The organism is Bacillus pfraonensis (genome assembly GCF_050768835.1).
GTDB lineage: Bacteria > Bacillota > Bacilli > Bacillales > Bacillaceae_G > Bacillus_A > Bacillus_A pfraonensis.
In genome coordinates, this window is sequence record NZ_JAHCDO010000026.1 from 30,201 (window position 1) to 55,546 (window position 25,346).

General features: G+C 34.3%; 18 protein-coding genes and 3 pseudogenes. 7 read left to right on the forward strand and 14 right to left on the reverse strand.

Features of this window, described 5'->3' with window-relative positions:
• Positions 1-74 precede the first annotated feature (74 nt).
• The 5 genes from KFD70_RS21895 to KFD70_RS21915 all read right to left on the reverse strand — a co-directional run bounded on the left by KFD70_RS21895 (position 75) and on the right by KFD70_RS21915 (position 5,686).
• Positions 75-1,715, reverse strand: a complete 1,641-nt coding sequence (locus KFD70_RS21895) for a family 14 glycosylhydrolase (RefSeq protein WP_336453882.1) — start codon at positions 1,713-1,715, stop codon at positions 75-77.
• A gap of 239 nt (positions 1,716-1,954) precedes the next feature.
• Positions 1,955-2,458 carry a GNAT family N-acetyltransferase gene (locus tag KFD70_RS21900; RefSeq protein ID WP_336453881.1) on the reverse strand — a complete coding sequence of 168 codons (504 nt, stop codon included), beginning with the start codon at positions 2,456-2,458 and terminating at the stop codon, positions 1,955-1,957.
• A gap of 237 nt (positions 2,459-2,695) precedes the next feature.
• Positions 2,696-3,004: a luciferase domain-containing protein gene (locus tag KFD70_RS21905; protein ID WP_241817078.1), complete on the reverse strand. Its 309-nt coding sequence runs from the start codon at positions 3,002-3,004 to the stop codon at positions 2,696-2,698.
• 545 nt (positions 3,005-3,549) lie between these two features.
• Positions 3,550-4,980 (reverse strand): HAMP domain-containing sensor histidine kinase, encoded by a 1,431-nt coding sequence (locus KFD70_RS21910; RefSeq protein WP_336453880.1) that lies wholly within the window; start codon positions 4,978-4,980, stop codon positions 3,550-3,552.
• Entirely contained in the window at positions 4,970-5,686 is a 717-nt protein-coding gene (locus KFD70_RS21915; RefSeq protein WP_336453879.1) for a response regulator transcription factor, read from the reverse strand. Before KFD70_RS21915 ends, KFD70_RS21910 begins: the two co-directional genes overlap by 11 nt.
• Before the next feature lie 391 nt (positions 5,687-6,077).
• Between KFD70_RS21915 and KFD70_RS21920 the strand changes: the two genes are divergently transcribed.
• Entirely contained in the window at positions 6,078-8,402 is a 2,325-nt protein-coding gene (locus KFD70_RS21920; RefSeq protein ID WP_336453878.1) for a S9 family peptidase, read from the forward strand.
• A 922-nt stretch (positions 8,403-9,324) separates the two neighbouring features.
• Here KFD70_RS21920 and KFD70_RS21930 read toward each other — a convergent pair.
• Positions 9,325-10,761, reverse strand: a complete 1,437-nt coding sequence (locus tag KFD70_RS21930) for a glycoside hydrolase family 1 protein (protein WP_431613343.1) — start codon at positions 10,759-10,761, stop codon at positions 9,325-9,327.
• A gap of 262 nt (positions 10,762-11,023) precedes the next feature.
• Here KFD70_RS21930 and KFD70_RS21935 point away from each other — a divergent pair, with 262 nt between their 5' ends.
• From KFD70_RS21935 to KFD70_RS21945, 3 genes and pseudogenes are all read left to right on the forward strand, one after another.
• A complete protein-coding gene (locus KFD70_RS21935) occupies positions 11,024-11,749 on the forward strand; it encodes a MurR/RpiR family transcriptional regulator (RefSeq protein WP_431613344.1) in 726 nt (241 codons plus the stop codon).
• Positions 11,750-11,836: 87 nt separating this feature from the next.
• Positions 11,837-12,061: pseudogene (locus tag KFD70_RS21940) on the forward strand (recombinase); the annotation flags it as partial.
• Between the two features lie 851 nt (positions 12,062-12,912).
• A pseudogene (locus KFD70_RS21945) lies at positions 12,913-13,020 on the forward strand (CsxC family protein); the annotation flags it as partial.
• 43 nt (positions 13,021-13,063) lie between these two features.
• Here KFD70_RS21945 and KFD70_RS21950 read toward each other — a convergent pair.
• The 5 genes from KFD70_RS21950 to KFD70_RS21970 all read right to left on the reverse strand — a co-directional run bounded on the left by KFD70_RS21950 (position 13,064) and on the right by KFD70_RS21970 (position 18,797).
• Positions 13,064-13,267, reverse strand: coding sequence for a hypothetical protein (locus tag KFD70_RS21950; RefSeq protein WP_336453875.1), 204 nt, complete (start codon positions 13,265-13,267; stop codon positions 13,064-13,066).
• 148 nt (positions 13,268-13,415) lie between these two features.
• Complete coding sequence (locus KFD70_RS21955; protein WP_336453874.1) at positions 13,416-15,212, reverse strand: ABC transporter ATP-binding protein; 1,797 nt, start codon at positions 15,210-15,212, stop codon at positions 13,416-13,418.
• Positions 15,205-16,959: an ABC transporter ATP-binding protein gene (locus tag KFD70_RS21960; RefSeq protein ID WP_336453873.1), complete on the reverse strand. Its 1,755-nt coding sequence runs from the start codon at positions 16,957-16,959 to the stop codon at positions 15,205-15,207. The genes KFD70_RS21955 and KFD70_RS21960 overlap by 8 nt, the downstream gene beginning before the upstream one ends.
• A gap of 251 nt (positions 16,960-17,210) precedes the next feature.
• Positions 17,211-17,813 (reverse strand): DUF1349 domain-containing protein, encoded by a 603-nt coding sequence (locus KFD70_RS21965; protein ID WP_336453872.1) that lies wholly within the window; start codon positions 17,811-17,813, stop codon positions 17,211-17,213.
• A 99-nt stretch (positions 17,814-17,912) separates the two neighbouring features.
• Positions 17,913-18,797 carry a GNAT family N-acetyltransferase gene (locus KFD70_RS21970; protein ID WP_336453871.1) on the reverse strand — a complete coding sequence of 295 codons (885 nt, stop codon included), beginning with the start codon at positions 18,795-18,797 and terminating at the stop codon, positions 17,913-17,915.
• 239 nt (positions 18,798-19,036) lie between these two features.
• Here KFD70_RS21970 and zwf point away from each other — a divergent pair, with 239 nt between their 5' ends.
• Together zwf and KFD70_RS21980 are read left to right on the forward strand one after the other, a co-directional pair.
• A complete protein-coding gene (gene zwf / locus KFD70_RS21975; protein WP_336453870.1) occupies positions 19,037-20,557 on the forward strand; it encodes a glucose-6-phosphate dehydrogenase in 1,521 nt (506 codons plus the stop codon).
• A pseudogene (locus tag KFD70_RS21980) lies at positions 20,544-20,737 on the forward strand (cyclase family protein); the annotation flags it as partial. The gene zwf and the pseudogene KFD70_RS21980, both read left to right, overlap by 14 nt.
• A gap of 152 nt (positions 20,738-20,889) precedes the next feature.
• On the opposite strand, the gene gnd reads toward KFD70_RS21980, so the two are convergent.
• Together gnd and KFD70_RS21990 are read right to left on the reverse strand one after the other, a co-directional pair.
• Entirely contained in the window at positions 20,890-21,792 is a 903-nt protein-coding gene (gene gnd / locus KFD70_RS21985; RefSeq protein ID WP_336453869.1) for a phosphogluconate dehydrogenase (NAD(+)-dependent, decarboxylating), read from the reverse strand.
• 182 nt (positions 21,793-21,974) lie between these two features.
• Positions 21,975-22,664, reverse strand: a complete 690-nt coding sequence (locus KFD70_RS21990; protein ID WP_336453868.1) for an MOSC domain-containing protein — start codon at positions 22,662-22,664, stop codon at positions 21,975-21,977.
• 151 nt (positions 22,665-22,815) lie between these two features.
• Here KFD70_RS21990 and KFD70_RS21995 point away from each other — a divergent pair, with 151 nt between their 5' ends.
• Positions 22,816-23,718 (forward strand): LysR family transcriptional regulator, encoded by a 903-nt coding sequence (locus KFD70_RS21995; protein ID WP_336453867.1) that lies wholly within the window; start codon positions 22,816-22,818, stop codon positions 23,716-23,718.
• A gap of 171 nt (positions 23,719-23,889) precedes the next feature.
• On the opposite strand, the gene KFD70_RS22000 is transcribed toward KFD70_RS21995, so the two are convergent.
• Positions 23,890-25,098, reverse strand: coding sequence for an MFS transporter (locus KFD70_RS22000; protein ID WP_336453866.1), 1,209 nt, complete (start codon positions 25,096-25,098; stop codon positions 23,890-23,892).
• Between the last annotated feature and the right edge of the window lie 248 nt (positions 25,099-25,346).

Genomic DNA, 25,346 nt, shown 5'->3' on the forward strand with positions numbered 1-25,346 from the left:
TGTGACATCTTTGAAGAAAAAACAAAAAGATCCTTTACTATTTGATAAAGGATCTTTTTGTTTACATAATATAATTACCACCAACTCATGTGAGAGGTAGTCTTCAGTGGGACTGGATTCCAACTTTGTTGTATTGTTTGCCATGATTTGACCGTTCCATCTTTACTTTTAATAAATGCTTTAAATTCTATATTTCTTTCAGCTGGCAATACAACATTTCCTCGCCAATCCTTATTATGAGAATCATAATATAATTGAATTGGATATTGTTTCGTGTCCCAACTTCCTAATTCCGCACGATTTCCAGTAATATAAACAGTATCTCCTATTGTTGTAGGAGCATTTTTCACTACAATCGTTTGCATAACAGGGGTCACACCTAATAAATCCTTAAATCTCCCCATTAATGAATTGTTGTACATTACATCTTGATAACGAAGTAACGTAAATCCAGAGAAATTATAATTAAAGGTCATTTCTGCAACTCTGTTATACTCAGCTTCATTTCCTATACTTAAAGCATTTTCACCATTTAGTACAATTCCCTTTTGATTAGCTAATGTTGCAACATCTTGTACTAATGTTCTAGGCATTGAATATTCTGGATAACTGCCTTTGTCTGTCATTTCTAAACAAGTAAATGTTACATCTAACTTTGCACTTTTGAAAGCATCGAGTAAATGGCTATAATTATTATAGCCTGCTGGCCTTTCTGCTCCGTGAGGTATAACTGGATTATTATATTGCCAATGTACTCCTGCAATCTTTGCGCCGATTGGTACTTGAAAACTTGGATCAAAAGCATTGTGTGCCAATTCACCAATTAATTTTGTATGACTTTCTAAAACACCTTGATACCATTCTAAATAATCTTTTCCATATGAAGAATTATATCCATTCTTTAGAAACAGTTCCCCATCATTTGGTGGTAAAATTTCTAAAACAGAAGTAAGTTTTGTACTCCACGCTTCGTTCACTTCATTTAAGGAACCATATTTATTTAATACCCAGGAACGGAATTTTGACTTTGCAAATTCTGTATATGCTTGAAACTTTCCACGTGATGGATAACCGCTTCCATCAGCAGATGTATAAGAAGGATATCTTAGCTCTCCTGCTGGCCCCCCAGATAAATATATCTTTGCAATTACATCTTTATAAGGTTTCATAGCAGCTGCGAATGCTGTATATAGTTCACCATATTCCTTTTGAATTACATCTGAAGCAAGTGGATTCAATGTTTCTTTATTAACACTTCCGGTTTCAGATTTAAAGTAAAGACTATCATCATTTTTTTGATTCCAAACCCATGAAGGAATTGGTGTATTACAATCATCTCCAACATTTCCACCACACTGATGCGTAGAAATAATAGGTATCATTTTCATACCTGCATTTCTTACCGATTGAGCAAAACGCTGTGCGTATGAAAAATCAAATTGCTGATCCCCGTTTTTTTCCATATCTCCCCACCAAAAATCAACGGTAATAGCATAAAAACCATTTTGTTTTGCCCATCTTAAATCATTTTCGAATGTCTCCCAATTTGTTACTTCCGGAATTTTTTTTAATGGTGCCATTAAGTAAGCTTTATAATCCGGATTCATTCCCTTTCCATTTACAGCCGCATAACTTATTTGTGGAATGAATAGAGATACAAATAACATCAAGACAGGTAAAATGACACTACAATAATATTGAAATTGTTTTTTCATCTCTTTTCTCCTTTTCCCTTTTTAAATTTATAAAACATTTATGTATCCGTTTTCATTATAAACGAAAAACGCAATCGCTTGCATGAAATATTGCATAATATTAAACTAAAATAAACAAGCTAGGTTAATTAACTTGTTTATTTTAAAATCGACTACAGATTATTCACTTTTATCTAACAATATCATTTCTCGTTTTTTCTGAACTTGTTACACTACTTTTATAATAGTTCACTAAAATATTATGAAATCCTTTTACCAAGAATGATTAAATCCCTTTCTATTCCATCTAATTCTGCAACGTTAGGCAAATGTGCCCACTTTTCAAAATCAAAACACGAAAATAACTGAAGACTAGCTTTATTATGAGCAAATATAAACACTAATAATGTTTTAATCTTAAGCTTCGGACAAGTATCTAACACTTTTTGTATAATATATTTACCTATCCCATTACCTCTATGCATTGGATGAATGTATATACTTATTTCAGCTGTTCCATTATAAGCAGGTCGACCGTAAAAGGACTGGAAACTAACCCATCCGCATATCTCACCTTGAGATTCTATTACCCATAAAGGTCTAAAAGAAGGTGAATGTTCATGAAACCATTGTTCCTTGCTCGTAACAGTAACAGGTTCTGTATCAGCAGTTACCATTCTACTTGAAATAGTTGAATTGTATATATCCACTATACTAGATAAATCACTAATTTTTGCATCTCTAATCTTAATATCTTCTTTCATAAACAACTCATCCCCCTGGTAAATATACTATTTTTTCATATATTAACTGAATTCTTACATACAATTCAAACATGATTGTAATAGATCTAATGTTTTTTCTTTTATCTCAAGTATTTACGTATCATATTTATTCTTACACTCTAGAATCAAAAAATAATCAGAATTCCTCTGTCATAAAAAATAACTAGGTTTTTATACCTAGTTATTTTTTTATGAAGGCCCAACTTCAACTTTTCTCTAATTTTTTACGAATCTATCATACTGCATCCGAAAAAGTTCAATGAGAAACGGAAGATCCTCTTCACTTTTTATATGATAACTGATCCATCCTGACTCAGGTAATACATGATGCGGTTGCACTAATCCTTTATTTACCAATTCATCCCGTTTTGATTTTTGAAATGGAAGGTCGGCTAATTTGTCACCATGAAGATGACCTAACTCTTTCTTTTTATAATTTAATTCAATACCACCAAAGCGATGTGGCTTTTCAGAAACACCCTCCCAGCTCAGCACTTCTTTTCTAATCATTTCACTATACGACATGGCCATTCACTCCTTTATCATTTGGATGTAAGAATAATATACCTTTTCTCTTTAAACGTTACATCACTCAAAGGTATGAATGGATTTACGAAAATAGTTTGAAAACCTAGAAATATATATACCTGATACTGGCGCTCCTGCTTATAGTGAACATGGTGGAGGAATTTAAAAAAGCACAAAATGTAACAATTCTGTTTCTGAAAAACGAAAGATGTCTTCATAAAAATGCTTTGTATCAATTTACAAAGCATTTTACTATTTATTTAGAAACCATCCCAACATACATTCCCTTATAACCGGCTAATGAAGTTGTGTCTTTTGATATTTTTCACTCGAATCACGTTGTCGCTTTTCATAACAATTTTTTTATTTTCTATTCAAAACAAAGTCTAGTATATATTTCTCTGTATCAATTGTATACTTAACAAACATAATTCGTAATTTCAAAAGTACATCACCTCACTCCCCAATACTCCCTTTTTGTTAATCTAATTTAGACAATATTCAAAAAAAACGTTCATACTCTTGTTTTAAAATGAACTTGATTATTTTTGTACCAGATTCTTATTGTAACCAGCTTTAGGAAGGGTGATTTGAAATCTTGTTTTCTCTTCGTCTGTATGCAAATACATTTGGCCTCCGTGTTTCTCCACGATATGTTTTGAAATGGTTAAACCGAGACCTGTTCCCCCGTCACTTTTTCTTGACTGATCTCCCCTAAAAAATGCTTCAAATACTTTTTCTTTTATCGCATTAGGAATGCCGATACCATCATCAATGATATTGATATGTATCATTTGAGTATCTTCAATTAGTGAAATGAGAATATTTGTTCCTTCTGGGTTGTATTTTAAGGCGTTGGACAGTACGTTAGAAACGGCACGATATAACAATGTATAATTAAATGAAACGAATATTTTCTGAGAAGGGATTTCAAATTGAAAGTTAAGTTGTTTTTCTTCAAACAGGCCATAATATTCTGCAGCTATTTCACGAACGAATTCTAAAATATCCAATGAGTCAGTTGGAAATGGATAGTCATGGCTTTCAAGTTTAGACAATTCAAAGACATCCTCAATCAATTCTGTAACGAGACGTGCTTTTGTATGTATAATATGTAAAGCTTGCTGTTTCTTCGCCTCCTCCTTAATAAGACCCAATTGCAGTGCTTCAACATAGCTCTGAATAGTTGTAATAGGAGTTTTTAAATCGTGAGAGATATGGACCAGCATACGCTGCTTGCTTTTTTCTAATTGTTTTTTCTCTTTTTCTGTTTTTTCTAGTTTTTCAGCCATAAGGTTAAAGTCATTCTGTATTTGTAATAATTCATAGTTTGATTTAAAACGAAGCCTTTTGTAGTAATAGCCCTTGGTGATGTTTCTAATTCCATCAGCGATTGAACGTAAAGGATTTGTTATTTTCATAGCCATCCAGCGGCTATATATATAAACATTCAGCCCAAATAAAAGGAGGAAAAGGAGAAAGGTTTGAAGTAACAATTTTGTAAAAGTTGTAATATGTTCTTTCGCTGCACTTGTTACCGAGAACTCTTGCTTTACATATGTTTTGGGAATCTTAACGAGACAATAAGCCATTTTCCCGTCTTTCGTTTTAAATGGTGCTAGAGAAGAGTAATACGGATTCTCCTCTTGGTCGTAAAAAAGGGTGTTTAATTCTTTTTCCGTATAGGCAGATAATTCATCTCGTTTTTTCCCTTTGATATAAATAACGTGCAAATTTTCATCGAGAATTTCTACCCAACCATCAAATGACTCAATTGACTTAGAAGGAATGTCTGCAAAGTTCTGTCGTATGATTTCAGTCGCTCTTAAATTAGACAACATAGTATTATCGAATTTCTGTATCAATTGAAAGTTTAAAATGACCAGCAAGATAACGACTGTAATTCCAACGGTCAATGAGAAGAAAACATAAGTTTTAATTAAGGTGTTGAATATTTTATTTTTACCGCTCATTCAACTCCTCCTTTTTAGCAAATCGATAACCTAATCCTCTTATAGTTTTTAAATATACTGGATTTCTCGGATGATCTTCAATTTTTTCTCTCAATCTACTGATTTGAACCATAATAGTATTGTCATCCGAATAATAATGATCGGACCACACGTTCTCAAAGATTTGTTTTTTTGTAAAAATACGACCTAGTTCACTCATAAATAGCTTCAATAATTTATACTCAAGGGCGCTAAGTTTAATTTCTTGTCCCCGCTTGTAAAGAATACAAGAGTGGTGATCCAACACCAGGTCATTCAGGCACGTTTGAGAATGCTCTTGATTTAGCGAGTCAGTATTAAAATCATATGTTCTTCGAAGTTGAGCTTGGACTCGTGCTAATACCTCCAACAAACTGAATGGTTTTGATATAAAATCATCTGCTCCTAGCCCTAGTCCCATAATTTTATCAATTTCCTGATTCTTGGCAGAAAGAATAATAATAGGCATTTTATACTCTTTCCGAACTATTTTAATCAATTCGTATCCATTCATATTCGGCATCATAATGTCAATAATGGCTAGATCAATTTTGAATTTCTGTATAAGATTTAAAGCTGATTTACCATCACACGCTTCCAGTATAGAAAAGCCTTCCATTTCTAAAAAAAGTCTTAGTATCTCAATGATTTCAGGCTCATCATCAACGATTATAATCGTTCTCACCATTTCTCCCCCTGTTTCCACTTTAAAATCTTGCTTAAAACTAAAATTCCCTTTTGTAAGATTATTGTAAGGTAAATGACAGTTCAGAGAAAGATTAACACCTTAAGATGGAGTTATCTTAAACGAAAGACAACTGAAAAAACTCTGCAACTACCAAATATATCGAGAAAACTTGCACATCATGATACTTGCATGTTAAATGGCCTCAGGTTATATATTTGACTAAAAAGGTAGATGAACCAGCATATATACAATCTGCCCAAAGGAAAAAGAATTCACCTATAAGCTTTTTAGATTAGGATCATAATCAAATCCTTGAATATTAGAAAAATGAATGCTCTATGTTTCTAGTATACTAGAGCGGATGTTTTAAATCGTTAAAGGAGTGATAGACATGTCATTATCAGTAACCTATGAACAGTATGAGAAAGCAGAGCGTCTGCTTTCTTGGAACACTGTAAATGATGTATTTAACGGTAAGGTTTTTCCTAATTGGTTAGATACAGGAAGCCGTTTTTGGTATCAAATGGATATACGAAAAAAAAATGAACGCGGTAAGCAATTTGTGATAGTTAATCCACGGTTAAATACTAAAGAACCCGCTTTCAATCATGCTAGGCTTGCAAAGTCCCTCTCTAATGTAATTAACCATCAGGTCGATTCAGATAATCTTCCCTTCAACTCTTTTACTTATGTAAATGAAGGGAAAGCGATTCAATTTGAAGTAGATGGAATCACGTGGATTTGTGATTTAACTAAATATCATTGTGAAAAAATCCGGGCTAAAGAAGTACCTGCGAATGAACTTCAATCTCCTGACGGGCGTTGGTCTGCATTTATCAAGGGGTATAATTTATTTGTACGCTCTTTAGAAACAGGACAACTAATCCAACTAACCCACGATGGCAAGCGATACTATGATTATGGGACTCAACCGGAATCAGAAATTTCCGCTGTCATTAAACGATTATATAATCCGAAATTTCCACCGGCAGTACTCTGGTCACCGGATTCCAAACAAATCTTGACGCATCGGCTTGATCAACGCAAAGTACGAAAAATGTCTCTTCTACAGTCAGTTCCTCATGAAGAAGCAAAAGCGCCTGTAATCCATTCGTATCGCTATCCACTAGTCGGAGATAAACATCTTCCAGTAGCCCATTTTGTAATTTGCGATATTGAACAGCAATCGATGATTCAATTAGATACAGAACCTGTGATTACTGGATTAGTATCACCACTCAGTTCTAGTTGTCAAACGGCTTTTTGGACAAACGACAGCAACTTTGTTTATTTCACAAGAATGGCTCGCAATTATCGATCTATACAATTTGTTGTCGCTAATGCAAAGAATGGTGAAGTTCAAAATTTGTTAAAGGAAAAAAGTGAAAGCTTCCTATTTACAGACCTCTACAATATCAAAAGTGGCAAAGGAGGTATAAATGTCCAATGGCTATGCCATGATAACTCTTTTATTTGGCATTCGGAGCGTGACGGATGGTCACACCTCTATCTTTATGACAGTAATACAGGGAGACTTAAAAATAGAATTACCTCTGGACCTTGGACAGTTCGTCGACTAATGGGGGTTGATGAACAAAAAGGTTGGGTATACTTTACTGCTAGCGGCCGAGAACTGGGACGGGATCCTTATTTTCAGCATCTTTATCGCGTTCGACTAGATGGATCAGACTTAGTACTCCTTACGCCAGAGGATGCAGAGCATAATGTGTCTATTTCCCCCGATTATCGTTTTTTTGTAGATACTTTTTCACGAGTGGATATGCCACCTAAATCTGTGTTGCGTTCCACAAATGGAAAATTAGTTTGTGAACTGGAGCAAGCTGATATTGAACTTCTCTTATCAAATGGATATCAAATACCAAAGCGTTTTACTGTCAAAGCTGCCGACGGGATAACTGATTTGTACGGAGTACTGATTCCTCCTGCAACAATAAACAAAGAGTGTAAGTATCCCATCCTAGATTACATGTACGGTGGTCCTCAAATAACTCACACACCGAAAGAATTTACTTGGGGCGGAGAGTATTCAGTAGGACTACCAGTTAATCAAGTGGGCTGTGCTCAATCTTTTGCACAGCTTGGCTTTGCTGTTATTTTAATGGATGGAAGAGGCACTCCTTACAGGTCAAAGAGCTTTCATGATTTTTCTGATGGAAGGCTGGAATGGTCTGCAGGACTTGAAGATCATGTAGTAGCTATTAAGCAGCTTGCGGAGCGGTATCCGTTTTTAGATTCAGAAAAAGTAGGTATTTACGGCGAATCTGGAGGTGGGTATGCAGCTGTTCGAGCTATACTGACATATCCGGATGTATATACGGTAGCAGTATCTGGGTGCGGGAACCATGATCAGCGCTTGTACTTAGCAGCTTGGGGAGAACGCTTTCAAGGACTTTTCAATTCAGAACTATACCGTGAACAAGATAATACTAGATTGGTTAAGAACCTAAATGGAAAATTACTTTTGGTAACAGGAGACCTCGATGATAATGTCCATCCTGCTTTAACCATGCGAATGGTAAATGCTTTGATTAAAGAAAACAAAGACTTTGATCTACTAATACTTCCTAATCGGCATCATGGGATTTCAGAAGATGTGTATTTTATACGGCGACGATGGGACTATTTTATACAAAACCTAATGGGGGTAGAGCCACCAAAAGAGTATGCGATTAAAGATCCTATGTTTCCAGGATGATGAACAGATACTATCATCTATTATTAACTGATGAGATTGCTAACTTATATAGAAAATAATGCATTAAGTTAGGAGGATAATTATGAATAGATATTCTATTTTAATGTTATCATTCTGTTCATAATTTCTTTCCTCATTTCTTTCCTCGTTCCTGTCCCTTCATATGCGACTAGCATAGATGTAGGACCGTCTGACGAAAAAACGTTGGAGAATTGGATGGATCAGTTTTTTAGCTTAAAAGGGCTAAAGTTGAAGTTTGGATACTCCTGGCTAATACTAAAATCGGCCTAGCAAAACAAAAAAGGTCAACCAAAAAAATCCAGTTGACCTTTTAATTTGATTACACTCGTTAGCTCAGTACGCTTACTACCCTTATTATTTTTAGCATATGTATAGTTGTTGCATACCCCCTTCTAATTTTTACTTTCACCTTTAAAGATAAAAGACTTTTATAATTCCATGCATTATAATAACAATTTACGAATTTCTTTTATGCTTAAATCTGTGAATTTCGCAATGTCTTCTAACAGCATTCCATTCTTATTCTTTCATTCATGCATATTTTCACGAACATCCCCCATAGGATTTTCTAAAATCTTTAATAATGACCATAGTTTTTCAAATTCACTCACTTCGATAATCAGTTTTTCTCTGTCCTAATAGAAAACTTGCCCCACACAGATTTATCATAATGCTTGTCTTAGTAAAGTGTTCACTAGTTTATTGTGTAATTTCTATATAGAAAAGAAAATGAGAACCTCTTAATATCCAAGGGGTTTCCGTTATGTAGTAAATCAATTCTGATTGCATAGAAGCACCTGATAGTTTATCATAAGGTTTTCCTACTAATAAAAAAGAGCTACCTCAGTAGCTCTCAACAAAAGAATTTCCTTTGTAAAAGAAAATTAATAGTAATAAATTTTTATAGCCTTTCCCCATTGGTTGCAATTACACCTTTATACCAGAAAAAGGATTTCTTCTTTTTCCGTTCTAATGTTCCGCTGCCATCGTCATGTTTATCAACATAAATGAAACCGTAACGTTTGGAGAACTCGCCTGTTGACATACTTACCATATCAATACAGCCCCAGCTTGTATAGCCGATTAATTCAACACCATCTTCAATGGCTTCACCCATTTCCTTAACGTGCTCACGAAGATAGTCAATTCGATAGTCATCGTTGATTGTGCCATCTTCTTCTATTTTGTCATAGGCTCCTAACCCATTTTCTACAACAAATAGTGGTTTCTGATAGCGATCATATAATTTGTTTAAACTGATGCGTAATCCTACAGGATCGATTTCCCAGCCCCAGTCGCTTGTTTTTAAGAACGGATTTCTTATACCGCCAATAATATTCCCTTGCGTTGCTTCCGCATCTGTCTTCACTTTCTTCTCAGTGCGGGACATGTAATAACTAAAGCCAATATAATCAACAGTGCCTTCCTTTATTAATTCTAAGTCACCATCTTGAATCTCCAATTCGATATTATGTTCTTTCAAGTATCTCTTAATGAAAGCTGGATACTCACCTCGTACTTGTACATCTGCACAATAGTAGTTGAAAAGCTGTTCTTCCTGAAGAGCATACATTATATTTTCTGGATTGGAATCAAAAGAATATACAGGTGCAAAGAGAATCATACAACCAATTTGGGAGTTAGGAATGATCTCATGGCATGCTTTGACCGCAAGGGAGCTTGCGACAAATTGGTGATGATATGCCTGGAAGGTAGGCTCGTATTTATCTTCTTCTTTTTGAATTGAAAAACCAAGACCTTGAATCGGCATCACCAAGCTGCTATTGATTTCATTAAAAGTCATCCAAAACTTTACTTTATTTTTATAACGATTGAAAATAGCTTTTACATATCTTTCAAAGAAAGTTATCACTTGACGGTTTCTCCAACCACCATATTCTTTTACTAAATGTAGAGGCATTTCATAGTGAGAAATAGTTACAACTGGTTCAATACCGTTTTTATGCAATTCATCAAAAACACGATCGTAAAAGGCCAACCCTTCTTCATTTGCCTCTAATTCATCGCCGTTTGGAAAAATTCGTGTCCAGGCAATCGACATACGGAATGCTTTGAAACCCATTTCTGCAAACAGCGCAATATCTTCTTTATACCGGTGATAGAAATCAATAGCTTCATGATTCGGATAGTAATATTGATCACCATGGATTTCAAAATCAAAACCTGGATTCATTAATATTTTATAACGCTCGTTTCCACCTGGAAGAACATCGGCAATATTTAGTCCTTTATTCCCTTCATTAAATCCACCTTCTATTTGATTAGCTGCAGTAGCTCCTCCCCATAAAAAATCTTCAGGGAATTGATATGTTTTCATTTTGATTACCTCCAGAAATTTATGCCATTATAACTATTTGTTTAAATTTATAAAAATCTCTTTCTTATAAGTAACTACAAAAAAATCATAACTACGTTTAGTGGGATAGTAAATAAATGAAGAGTATTTAGTTTTTTATACCGGAGAAAGTGATTTGTTACATAAATGTAACACTATGTTTCTTGTGAAAAAATTGTGTTAAAATGTAGTTATCATTTTTTTGCAGGTTACGATATTTTTTACTAAAGGAGACACTGGATCAATGTTTACAAACGACGTAATCGCTTCTTTTAATGAATTAGAAACTTCTTTATACAACTATATTTGTCAAAACAGTGCTAAGGTGATTTATATGCGAATTCGTGAACTAGCAGATGAAACACATGTGTCAACAGCTACAATTTTACGTTTTTGCAGAAAGCTACATTGCGAGGGGTTTTCTGAATTCAAAGTAAAGCTTAAAATGCACTTAAAAAAGAATAAAAAGACAATTATAAAAAGTTCTCAACATTCAGTAATAGAGTTTTTTGAACGAACATTAAAAGGTGACTTAGAAGAAAAAATTAAGGAAGCCGCAAGTCTCGTTACCAAAGCAGATAACGTTATTTTTATTGGGATCGGCAGCTCTGGTATTCTTGCCGAATATGGTGCAAGATATTTCTCGAGCTTAGGTAAATTCTCACTATATATTAAAGATCCTCACTTTCCTATTCATTCCAACCTTCGTAATAATAGCGTAACAATTGCCTTATCTGTCTCAGGAGAAAATAATTTTACGGTCACTCATCTTAACCAACTTAAACAAGAGGGAAGTAAAATCATTAGTATTACAAACACTACACTCTCAACCATTGCAAAAATCTCTGATATAAACATTCCCTATTATGTAACAGAGGAATTTTTCGAAGAATCTAATATTACTACGCAAGTACCTGTTATTTATATTTTAGAATCTATGGCTCGAGAAATACATGAACTTAATCAATAGGCTGAAATCCCTAATGAAATGCATGCTGTGAATGTGAACAAACTTTATGAATGAGCTGAGAACACTCGTGATTTTAATTATGGGAGTCAGCGACAAGCAGAAGGGATTGCGGTGGCTAAAACTCAAGGAAAACATTTAGGGCGTCCTTTATTTAACCTTTTAACATTAAGCCAAAAGCAGCTATTGATAATAGCAGAAACCTATCCAAAGTGGAAAAAAAGAGAAATAACGGGCACTAAATTTATGGAACTACTAGAACTTAAGAAAAATACTTTTTATAAGATACTGAAAGAATATGAAGAGAAGAAAGTGAACTACCCACCACTTAACGACCTTACAGTCTGTTTGAAGGGGGGGCTTCAAAAGCCAAGACTTTCTCTTTTATTGCTCATTCATCCACAAGCCTACTCGCTCATGTCCAAAGCCTTATATTCGCGGCGTCCCTTACCGCATTTATTATATCGTATATGATCAAAATCACGTACAAAAAACATGTAAGCTACCGCCTACCGAAAATTCATCCCCCACCTACTCGCTGGGCCACGCCCTTCTCGCTCCTTGAGGAAGTGGACTTTTTTTCGGAACATATGCTAAAGACTAAAAGGGGTCCCGCCAACCAAATGACATAAAACCAACGCTAGGACATTTTATAGCAAATAAAAAGCCGATTTTCCTACGTTAAGGAATTTCGGCATGTATGTTTTATCTTCGGAGTGGTCGTAATGATTCTAAAGTAGTAGTTGATTACTATAATTTAAAATAGCCTCCAAAAGGTTCTAGTGCAAATATATGAAGACGAACACAGATATCAGTGTTTAATCACAATTAATATATACTTTAAACTATCGTAACGATTACTAGAGTATTCACATATAATATTTATATATCAAACTGGAGGTGATGGTATCATGAATAAAGAGTACAATTCTAACAAAGATTCTGGCAATAAAGATATCCGCACTTCATCTTCACAATCTTCCAATTACCAATCATCACAAAATCTATATCGCCAAGGGTATGTAAAGAAGAAAGGATGTAATTGCGGTAAAAACAAATAGAGTTTTCACTTTATTTAGAATTAAATTTACTATGTAATATATACAACTCAAAAAAGAGCATCCATAACAGGTGCTCTTTTTTGATAATCATAAATAGTTATTAAAAATGAAGAATTTGATACAATTTGTGAAAAAGTAGTATTGGATCTCACTTTGAAAGTTTTACAAATACAACAAGCGGAAGTTGGTTCTGGTACAAACAATATTTGTTAGAAACGTAGATTCTGGTGCAAAAAGAATCCGAGTCAACTAGAATTTAATTTTCAAATAAATCTCTAGTACTCATTGTGGTCGAGCTGTTAGCTTTTGCTAGCTGCTCTTTTTTGTGCTTCATCACTTGCATTAATGATACTGTCAGGAGCCCATCCAGAATTTTTATCCACCCATAAACTGCTTCCGAGGTCCATCTTCTATCACGAATTTCCTGACACTTATCAACTAGATTGTTACATGTTTTCATAGTCATCCTTCTTTGCTACAAAATGAAATTTTTATTAATTAATCACCTTTATGCTAAGTTTGGATAATGGATGTTTGCAAAATGTTTGCAATTACAAAAAAATGCGGTTTCTCAAATACAAGAAACCGCATTACATCAGCATCTATAGTTAAATCTTAAACTGACTCGTATACAGTCCATAATAGAATCCTTGATTTTCAATTAAAGATTCATGATTGCCTCTCTCAATAATTTCTCCATCTTGAATAACAAGAATTTGGTCTGCTTTTTCAATCGTTTTTAATCGATGAGCAATCACAAAACTTGTACGTCCCTTCATCAAATAATTTAATCCAGATTGAATTTGAAGTTCTGTTCTTGTATCAATGTTAGATGTAGCTTCATCAAGAATTAGAATGTCTGCATCTGTTAAGATTGCTCGTGCAATTGCAAGCAATTGCTTTTGCCCTTGACTTAAATTTGACCCTTCCGAAGCAATTTCTGTTTCATATTGCTTTGGTAAATGTTTAATAAATGAATGTGCAGATGCTGCCTTTGCTGCCGCAATAACTTCTTCATTACTTGCATCTAGCCGTCCATAACGAATATTATCCATAATTGTACCTGCGAAAAGATATGTATCTTGCAAGACGACTCCTATTTTACTTCGCAGAGAGCTAATATCGTAATCTTTTATATCTTTTCCATCAATCTTAATTTGCCCTTTATGAATATCATAAAAACGCGTTAACAAATTAATAACTGTTGTTTTTCCGGACCCCGTTGGTCCAACAAGTGCAATCGTTTCTCCTGGATACGCATGTAAGTTAACATCTTTTAAAATTTCTTTTTCTTTCGCATATCCAAATGATACACGTTCGAAAGAAACATTTCCTTTTAGCTTCTCAACAATAATTGCATCTTTTTTATTTTGAATTTCTGGTACCTCATCCATAATTTCAAAAACTCGCTCTCCCCCAGCAACTGCAGCTTGAATTGTATTCATAAGCGTTGCAAACTGACTAAGTGGTCTTGAAAATTGACGAGAGTAATTAATAAATGCTGCGATAACACCAACTGTTGTCATACCATTTAAAACCATAATGGCACCCGCTAATATAACAAGTCCCATACCTAAGTTATTAATAAAGTTCATACTTGGGAAGATAAACGCTGAAAATGTATCAGCTTTTGTAGCAGAAATTCTAAGTTGTTCATTGATCGTATGAAATTTATTTACTGTTTCTTTTTCTTTTCCATATAGCGTAATAACATCTGCACCTGTAATTGCTTCTTCAATAAAACCATTTAATTCTCCTAGATCTTTTTGACGCTTCGCAAAATTTTTACCACTATATGCAACCAGTTTTTTTGTTACCAAAAACATAATTGGTATCGTAATGAGTGTCACAATTGCTAAAATCCAATCTAGTGCGAACATTGCGATTGTCACACCGATAAATGTTAAGGCAGACGAAATGATTTGAACGACGCCTTGTGTTAACGCTTGATTTAAACTATCAATATCATTTGTAACGCGACTCATTAAATCTCCCTGTGAACGAACATCAAAGAAACGAAGGGAAAGCGTTTGGATTTTCCCAAAAATATCTTGCCGTATTTTTTGTATCGTTTTTAATGCTACATTAACCATCAGGAATGTTTGCAGCCACGTTAATAATACCGTAATGCCATAAATCCCAACGAGAAGCATACACATTCTTGCTGTCCCATTTAAATCTCTTGGTACGATATATTCATCAATAATAACTCCCATATAATATGGTCCTAATAAACCAAGTAATGTTGTAACAAATACAAGAACAATAACGAACATAAGAGCTGCTTTTTGATACCCCATATAGTTCCAAATTCTCATTACAGTTCCTTTTGTATCTTTCGGTTTTCCTGGTTTGGAATTGCTACGTCCACCTTTATTTCCGAACTGCCCTTGAAAATTACGCATGTTCTTTCCCTCCTTCTTGATCTAAACTACCACCTTGGGAAAGATATATATCTTGGTACACTTCGCATGTTTCTATTAAATGTTCGTGTGTCCCACTTCCAACTAATTCACCGTGATCTAAAACAAGAATTTGATCAGCATCTATAACAGATGATATTTTTGAGGCGATTAAAAATGTTGTCATTTCTGTATGTTCTTCTTTCAATGCTTCTTGTATAATCCCTTCTGACTTTGCATCAACAGCTGATGTAGAATCATCAAGCACGAGGATAGATGGTTTTCGAACAAGTGCTCTCGCGATTGAAAGACGCTGTTTTTGTCCACCAGAAAGGTTTGTTGCTCCTTGTGTTAAGTTATATTGATATGTATTTTCAAACTTATGAATAAACTCCGTCGCACAAGCTGCTTCTGACGCAGATTCTATTTCTCCTTGTGTTGCTTCTTCTTTACCATATCTCATATTTTCTTCAACACTTCCTGAAAACAGCAATGCCTTTTGCGGAACAAATCCGATTGAAGAACGAAGCACAGGTAAATCGTACTCTTTGACATTGACACCATCAACAAAAATTGCTCCTTGATCAACATCATATAAACGTGGAAGTAATTTAACTAAAGTAGATTTCCCACTTCCCGTAGGACCGATAATCCCTACTTTTTCACCTTTTCTTACTGTAAATGAAATATCTTTTAAAACATATTCATTATTTTTGCTGTAACTGTAACTAACATGCTTAAATTCGATATTTCCATTTACTTTCTCCGGTTGATACGCATTTTTTTCATTTTCAATATCAACTTTCGTCTCTAGTACTTGTTGTACACGATCAGCAGATGGAAAAGCACGAGCAATTTGAATAAATACCATACTGATTGACATAAGCGACATTAATATAATATTTAAATAGTTAATAAACGCTAAAATTGCTCCAACTTGTAATGTGCCATTAAACACTTTCACGCCGCCTATCCATAACGTCGCTACAATACCACCATTTACAACTAGCATAATGATCGGCATCATTAATGAAACAATTTGTACCGCACGAATGTTGATGCATGTTAAGTTTTTATTTACTTTTTCAAAATGGGAAATTTCATGATTCTGTCTTACATAAGCCTTTACAACGCGGACACCAGATAGGTTTTCTTGTAATTTTGTATTTACTTTATCTAAAGCTTCTTGAACCCTTCTAAATGATCCGCTTGCATTCCCAGCGATGAAAATAATTGCAACTAAAAGAATAGGTACAACAACAAGTAAAATAGAAAATAAATCTTTTGCTGTTACAAAAACAATAATGATACTACCTATAAATAATAAGGGGCCACGAACAAGAACACGCAATGTCATCGTCATAGCTGCTTGAATGGATGTAATATCATTTGTGACAATTGTTAATAACTTTCCAGTTCCAAATGAGTCCCGGTTTTCACTAGAAAACGTCTCAATTTTTGTAAAGACATCCTTTCTTATATCCGTCGCGAAGTTAACAGCCGCTTTCGTAGAATACATCATACATCCAAGCCCACCAATTAATCCAATTGCTGCTGCTCCTATCATCAGAATTCCCATTTTAATTACATACTGAAAATCTTGATTTGCTATTCCAACGTCAATAATATGTTGCATAATCGTCGGCTGAATTAAGTCCATCGCAACCTCAAGTACCATAAACAGTGGTCCAATAATAGCGAAGAACATGTATGGTTTTAAATACTGTAACAATTTGCGGAATGATTTCATACATTGTCTCCTTTTCTTATGAAATTGTCATTTTATAATTCAAATACCACCTTCTTTTTATTCATTCATACGGACTTTTCCATTACTACTATTTATATTCCAAAGATTAATATTTAACATTATTAAATGATAAATATTAATCTTCCATCCGTCAATCAATGCGCCTTACCTTTATAGAAAATACATCTTCCTTATTTCTAGGCAATCATAAAAAAACGCATTCTTTTATAATAGAATGCGGCCAAGCTCAATTATATATGTTCAATTGTAAAATTAATGAATTCTGTTTCAAAACCATTACCTTTTGATGGACTACAAGTGTAAAATCCTATTTTTATAGGATAATTCCCCTGATCTTCTATAAGATGAGCAATTCGAATCTGTTCCCATTCATCACCCATTTGTTCAGTCTTTACATAAATCGTATAGTCACCTTCCTTTCGAATTATTCGAAAATTTAGCTGTTGTTTGACAAGCTCATTCGAAAAATTTTGCGTCGACCAATCAGAATATCCACTATTTGTTACAACGGCCCCTAAATGTGATGGTCCTTCAGGAATATATTCAAGAGATGTTTTTAACCAACATTTCTCCGATAACATAACAAAAAGTCCGGCTTGGTCGTATGTAGATTTAGGGTCCATACGTAATGATACTTCAGCTACAAAATCCGTAGACAGTTCTTCATAAAAAACGTGTCCGTTCATTACCTCGAATCCATAGTGTGTTTTTAACCAAAAATCGGTTTCTTCTTTCGAATGAACGAGAAAAGTTTTTTCTTGTATCTCATAATTTTTTGGTTCATTTATAATATTTAGTTGTTTCATATGATTTGGTATATAGGATATTTTCATAGGACCTCCATAAAAATATGTTTCTTAAGCATTCATGATTCACTCATGATTATTTGCTGCAATCCAATCATAAAGAATCTACTAATGGCGATTTGGGGGTTAAAATTCAGTTGCAATTGGAAATTTATATCCTTTAAAATTAATCTTTTCACCACCGCGAATCATCAAGTATGTTTCAGGTTGAAACTCTTTACATGTTACCGCTTCTATCCCTAGTTCATCAGGATAAAAGTAAAATACAATCGCTGTAAATGATTCAGCTATTTCAGCACATATTTCATCTAAAATCGGCATAATTTGTGCAAAAACCCCAAATAAATGTAGCACTTTATCTTTCACTTCATATACAATCAATGCGTCTAACTTCTCTGAATAGTATAGTTTTCCATTCCATTTCGTATCGTACATATTAAAATAAAAAGAAGACTGATAGTTTAGTGTGGAAAATTCCATTGAAAGCTGTTGAGAGTTCTCCATTATTTCTTTTATAAGTTGCATATCTTTTTCAACATGAAAGTTTAATTTTCGAAGTGAAGATGAACAAGGTTGCTTATTATCATAAGATAATGTCATCAGATGTTCTTGTACGACTCGAAAACCAAATGACTCGTATAATTCCGGCTTCTCTGTAAATAATATTGCACATTCATATTTTGTATCTATTTCTTGTAATACTTTACAAAATAGCTGCTTCATCAAGCCTTTTCTACGATATTCTGGATGTGTCATGACAGATTGAATACCAGCAGCATGAATTTCCTCTCCATTTACTAACATTGGTAGCGCAAACATAGATACATTTGCTATTACTTGACCTTTTTGTAAATAGGAAAAAGGTTTGTATGTATTGTCCCAAAATCCATTGGATTCAAAATTTTGTAACGTTTGAACAGGAATATGAAACACCTCTTCAAATAATTGAAACAACAATTCCTTTTTCGGTTCTTCCACAAAAAAGTTTTCAGAAAGAATAAGATTCCCCATATTGTTCCTCCATAAGTTCATTCCTATTAGTGTAATCGTTTTCTATTGTGTTTAAATGAAAGAAGTTTCTTTCAGGTCAACATACCCTCACAAAATATACCAAAATAAGTTAAGATTTTCAAGATAACTGCGAATACAACTTCCAATAAAAATTATTTTATATTCCTCTTACATGTATTATTCAATAATCAACATACTAAGTGAGAGCTAATTTCGTAAAAAGTGAGGGCTATTTAACTATGGAAAATTATACTACCCCTAAATGTATTATCGTTATTTTTGGTGCGACAGGCGATTTAGCAAATCGCAAATTATTCCCTTCTCTTTTCAGGCTCTTTCGACAAGGGAAAATCTCCGAAAATTTTGCCGTTGTTGGTGTGGCAAGAAGGCCATTATCTAATGAGGAATTTCGTGAGAATGTTAAACAATCTATTCACAATTTACAAGAGAAAAATATAACTCATGATACATTCGCTTCCCATTTCTATTATCATCCTTTTGATGTAACAAATTTATCTTCTTATCAGGAGCTAAACAGTTTGTTAAGCACTCTAGATGGAAAGTATGCTACTGAAGGAAATCGTATGTTTTATTTAGCTATGGCTCCTGATTTTTTTGGCACAATTGCTACAAATTTAAAATCAGAAGGGCTAACTTCAACGGAAGGTTGGATTCGTTTAGTAATTGAAAAACCATTTGGACATGATTATGAATCAGCACAAGCATTAAATGATCAAATTCGTCATGCCTTCACAGAAGATCAAATTTATCGTATTGACCACTATTTAGGGAAAGAAATGGTTCAAAACATTAAAGTTATTCGATTTGCGAATGCGATTTTTGAACCTCTTTGGAACAATCAGTATATAGCAAACATCCAAATTACTTCAAGTGAAACTTTAGGAGTAGAAGAGCGCGGCCGCTATTACGAAGATTCAGGCGCACTACGTGATATGGTTCAAAATCATATGTTACAAATGGTAGCACTCCTTGCAATGGAACCACCAATCAAGCTAACTGCAAATGAAATTCGAAGTGAAAAAGTGAAAGTACTTCGTGCTTTACAACCACTTTCAGAAGAGACGGTAGAACGTGATTTTGTAAGGGGACAATACGGATCAGGAATCGTAGACGAGCAAAAAGTAATTAGTTACCGTGAAGAAAACGCAGTAAATTCAGAATCAAATACGGAAACATTTGTTGCTGGTAAGCTAATGATTGAAGATTTCAGATGGTCAGGCGTTCCTTTCTATATTCGAACTGGGAAACGTATGCAAGAAAAATCAACCGAGATTGTCATACAATTCAAAAATTTACCAATGAATCTATATTTTAATAAGGAAAAAAAAGTTCATCCTAATTTATTGGTCATTCATATTCAACCAGAAGAAGGTATCACACTTCATTTAAATGCACAAAAAACTGATAGTGGCACTACTTCGACACCTATACAATTAAGTTATTGTAATAACTGTATGGATAAAATGAATACACCGGAAGCATATGAAATACTTCTATACGATTGTATGCGTGGTGATTCAACTAACTTTACTCATTGGGATGAAGTATCCCTTTCTTGGAAATTCGTTGATACAATCTCAAATGTTTGGAGTAATAAATCAGCTAAACATTTTCCTAACTATGAATCCGGCTCAATGGGTCCTAAAGAATCTGATGCTTTATTAGAAAAAGATGGTTTTCATTGGTGGCCAACGATAACCTCTCATTTGACAGGAGAAAGCTACAATGAAAATATATGATATTACAGTCCCTATATTTGAAGGAATGACTATTTACAAAAATAAGCCTAAAAAACAACCACAGTTTTCAAGAATAACAAATGCGCATGTTACCGAGTCACGTATCAAATTAGACGTCCGTACAGGTACACATATTAATCTTTACATATGATTATTGAAGGAGCGGCCTTTGAGAGTATTGGGAGTTTTACAGGTCATGATCGCCTTCCTAACTTCTTCACTTTTACATTCTTGTCCGCGAATAGAGAAATAAATAATAAACAACCTCGTCCTTATAAGAACGAGGTTGTTTTTATGTAGAAAAGATTTTCCGATTACATTGTGATGATAACTTATTTTTTATCGCTTTTTTCTACCGCATGGCCGCCGAATTCATTACGTAGTGCAGCTACTACTTTACCTGTAAATGTGTCATTTTCTAGTGAACGATACCGCATTAATAAGGAAAGTGCAATAACAGGTGTCGCTGTTTGTAAATCAAGAGCTGTTTCAACTGTCCATTTCCCTTCCCCTGAGGAATGCATGATCCCTTTAATGTCATCTAACTTTGCATCCTTTGAAAATGCGCGTTCCGTTAAATCCATGAGCCACGAACGAATAACTGAACCATTATTCCATACTCTTGCTACTTTTTCATAGTCATAATCAAACTCGCTTTTCTCTAACACTTCAAATCCTTCACCAATAGCAGCCATCATACCGTATTCAATCCCATTATGAACCATTTTTAAAAAATGACCACTTCCCGCTTTTCCTGCATATAAATATCCATTTTCTACAGCTGTATCTCGAAATACAGTTTCTACAGTTCCCCACGCTTCTGGATCTCCTCCAACCATATAACAAGCACCATGACGAGCACCCTCTGTCCCACCAGATGTTCCCGCATCCATAAAATGCACACCAGCTTTTTTAAGCTCATCATAGCGACGAATGGATTCCTTATAATAAGAATTACCCGCTTCAATCACAATATCTCCCCCACTTAAAAGCGGTGTAATTTCATTAATTACATTATCAACAACAGCATGTGGCACCATAATCCATAAAACTCTTGGTGTTTCGAGAGATTGAATAAGTTCAGCTAGACTAGATGTGCCTACAGCACCATATCCTTTTATTTCTTGTACAGCATCTGCATTTACATCATACGCCACTACTTCATGATTCTTATCCATTAAATTTTGACCTAAATTCAACCCCATTTTCCCTAAACCAATTAACCCTATTCTCATCTTTCATTCCTCCTAAAAAATACCTAAGTAGATTCGCTCATCCTTTGTTTATCCTGCTGCATTTCAACAACCGATATTTACCCCAAAATTTTTCCACTACAGATATATTTTGCACGAATCTGCTCTGGTAGATGCATAGGAGCTACTTAATATTTATAAAAGCGTTGTAGTTTCCGCCTTCGTTATTCACTAATCCCTTCTAACCTCTCCTTCGTATTTACTTCTTCTCCTTTTAAACGCTTTTCAAATGTTTTTCTCCAACTTGTTGAAAGAGCCTCTACTCCTAAAATCCTTCGTACTCCCTCAAAGTTACGTTTTTCTTTATGCATTATGTGGTTTGCAAAAGCAATTGAAATACCTTGATGATTAGTCTCAAGCTGTGTGAGAGAATCTGTTGGTGATACCCACCCCTCTTTTAGAACACGAAAATAAAATCCCGTATATCCTGTGTTTTGGAAGTAAAGTGGTAATTGCGGTATATCATACTTTTTTGCTAGTTTAAAACAAGGCTGCCTTGGTTGACTTACTTGTACTATTGCTTCGCCAATTTGAAATATATCACCTATACAAACATCTTCTTCAAGCATGTCTTGTACTGTCATATTTTCTCCAAAAGCACCATATACAAGCTTTTGATTCAATTCTTTTTCCCAATACGGATAATGATTATAGGAATAAACACAAACTGCTTTATCAATTCCACCATGATGGACTAAATCAGCTTGACCATCTCCATTAAATTTTAATGATGATAAAAAGACAGGCTCACTTACTTGCGATTTATTCATACCCGTTTGAATTAATTTCCCGCCATATGACACTTCTTTTGGCATACCTATATTAAGAGACATTAAGTTATATGACTTTAGCATCATTCCCGACTCCTTTCACTTTCTTGACAAAGCTCTTCAAAATTTTGATTTATTATCTCAAATTCCTTATCAATGTGAGTATAATGTCAAAACATTCATTGTTCAATTCAATTATTTGTATGATAATGATAGGTAAAACCTATCATTAGAGGTGATTCTTATCGAGTTAAGACAGTTAGAATACTTTGTAGCTGTTTCAAACGAATTACATTTTACAAAAGCAGCTGAAAAATTAAATATTTCGCAACCTTCACTAAGTCAACAAATTCGTTCACTTGAATATGAAATTGGTATGCCTCTTTTTGATCGAATTGGCAAAAAAATCTCTTTAACAGAAGCGGGAAGAATTTTACTTTCACATAGTCAAAAAGTCTTTCACGAAGTAGAACAAGCGCATGCTGCAATTCAAGATTTAAACGGGCTCCAGCAAGGAAAGTTAACCGTTGGCACCCTATTGACGACCGTAAACTACTTATTACCACCAGCCATTTTGAATTTTAATGAGTTATATCCTAATATTGAACTTTCTATATTAGGTCTTCGTACTAGCGAAATCCGTGAAAAATTATTGCAAAATGAATTAGATATTGGCATTACATTTCTTCCTGTTCAAAATAAAGAAATCATATCTATTCCGCTTTATCAAAACGAACTTACTTTAGTAGTACCAACTGGGCACGAATTAACACAACACACTACCGTGACGATGGAAGTATTACAGAAATATCCTGTTATCCTCCTACCCAAAAATTTCTTTTTAACACAGCTTATTAATTCACATTGCCAAAACTTTAACTTTACACCAAAACCAATTTTAGAGATAAGTACAATGGAATCATTAATTCACATGGTTTCAAAAGGAATGGGAATAACAGTTTTGCCTAAACCATATATAGACTTTCTACAGAGTGACTCTATTCAAGCTATTAAAATCAAGAATCCTACGCCCACGATAGAAATCGGGATTATTTATAGAAAAGATAAATATATGCGGGCTGCTACACGAGCTTTTATTGAGCAGTTAAAAAACATTGTAGATTCTTTTCCAATCTAGATAGATATCTCCCGTACTACAATCTCTCCTTATTCTATTAGAAGAACGCATAGGTGAATAAACGTAGGTGAGTCGATGAAAGAAAAAAGAGTTGATGTCCTTCACTAGAGACAATCAACTCTTTTTTCTTTTTGAAATTCCATTAATTCCTTAACTTATCAGACATACCCCCTATTCTCTTTCCATCATGCCGATCTGATTTTTCTTAGGTGCAACCTTCTCCCTAATAAGAAAATGAACCATCGGCAAAACAAGCAAACTAGCAAATGCGCAAAAAATCCCTAAAGTAACAAATGAAAACCCTTTACTCAAAGCAAACGATGCCACACTCGAAGCGATCGTCATTCCAACATACATTGCAGAACTATTCAACGCCATAACAGTCCCTCTTACTGCTGAACTTAATTCAGAAATCAAAGCTGTTAATGATGCTTGACCAAATCCAATGAATATACTCCAAACCATGTGTGCCATAATCGCGATTTTTATATTATCAATATAGAGTGAAAATGTAATTATACTAACTGAAGTAATGATACTTGCAATGGAAACCACTACTTTTTTCCCCATTTTATCTGCTAATTTTCCACCACCTATATTACCAACTACACTCCCTAAACCAGCAAAGAAAATAACAATTCCAATCTGTCCAATTGTAAATCCAAAATTCCTATCGTAGTACACACCTATGTATGAGAACATACCATGTAGTCCAACAGTCCATAAAAGCGTTGATAATAACGCAAAGAAAACAGAGAAATTTGTAAATGCGACTTTGCATGATTGAATCATTGCTCTCGTTGCAGAAGTTGATAACTGATTTTTCGGAATCTCTTTTTCTAACACTTGACTTGCAATTAGCGTAACAAGCACGGCTAGTAATCCAATGATAGAAAATGTCCATTGCCAGTTCCCTACCTCAGATAAAAAAGCACCGATAGGGACACCTAATACTGTTGATCCAACCATAGCTCCCATAATCATACCCATTGCTTTTCCTCGTGACTGGTACGGTACTTTATCTCCTACTAATGCAAATACACTTGGCATTATCATTGCTCCTGATAAACCAGTCAGTCCACGGAACAATAAGAGGGTTCCAAAATGATTCGTAAGTCCCGTGCAAAATGTAGCAACCGAAAAAATGATAAGACCCGTGACAATCATTTGCTTTCTACCGACTTTATCAGATAATGGTCCAAAAAATGGAGCTGTTATCCCATAGAATAGTGCGTACGCTGTAATGAAAAGCCCACCCTTTTCAGTAGGTATTCCTGTTGTTAGTGAAATCGCAGGCAATAATGGTGAAACAATTAAAGAATCTAAACCGATAAAAAAAGCGATAATTGCTAAAATACGTAACGTTGATTTTACTTGCATCTTGATTCCTCCCCTTTATTTCATATATGAAATAAATATTTAAAATTACCCTTACACCTCCAATTTTATACATGTCAATTTATTTCATATGTGAACTATTTATATAAAAAAAAATGTAACAGAGTGTTACACTTTTTCTTATATATCGCACTTAAACTAAATGATGCTTCCATTTTAACAATAGTTCTTGCAGCTTTTGTTCTTCTTCAGCAGTAAAACAGCTACAATTTTCTTGTAAAAACCCTGCA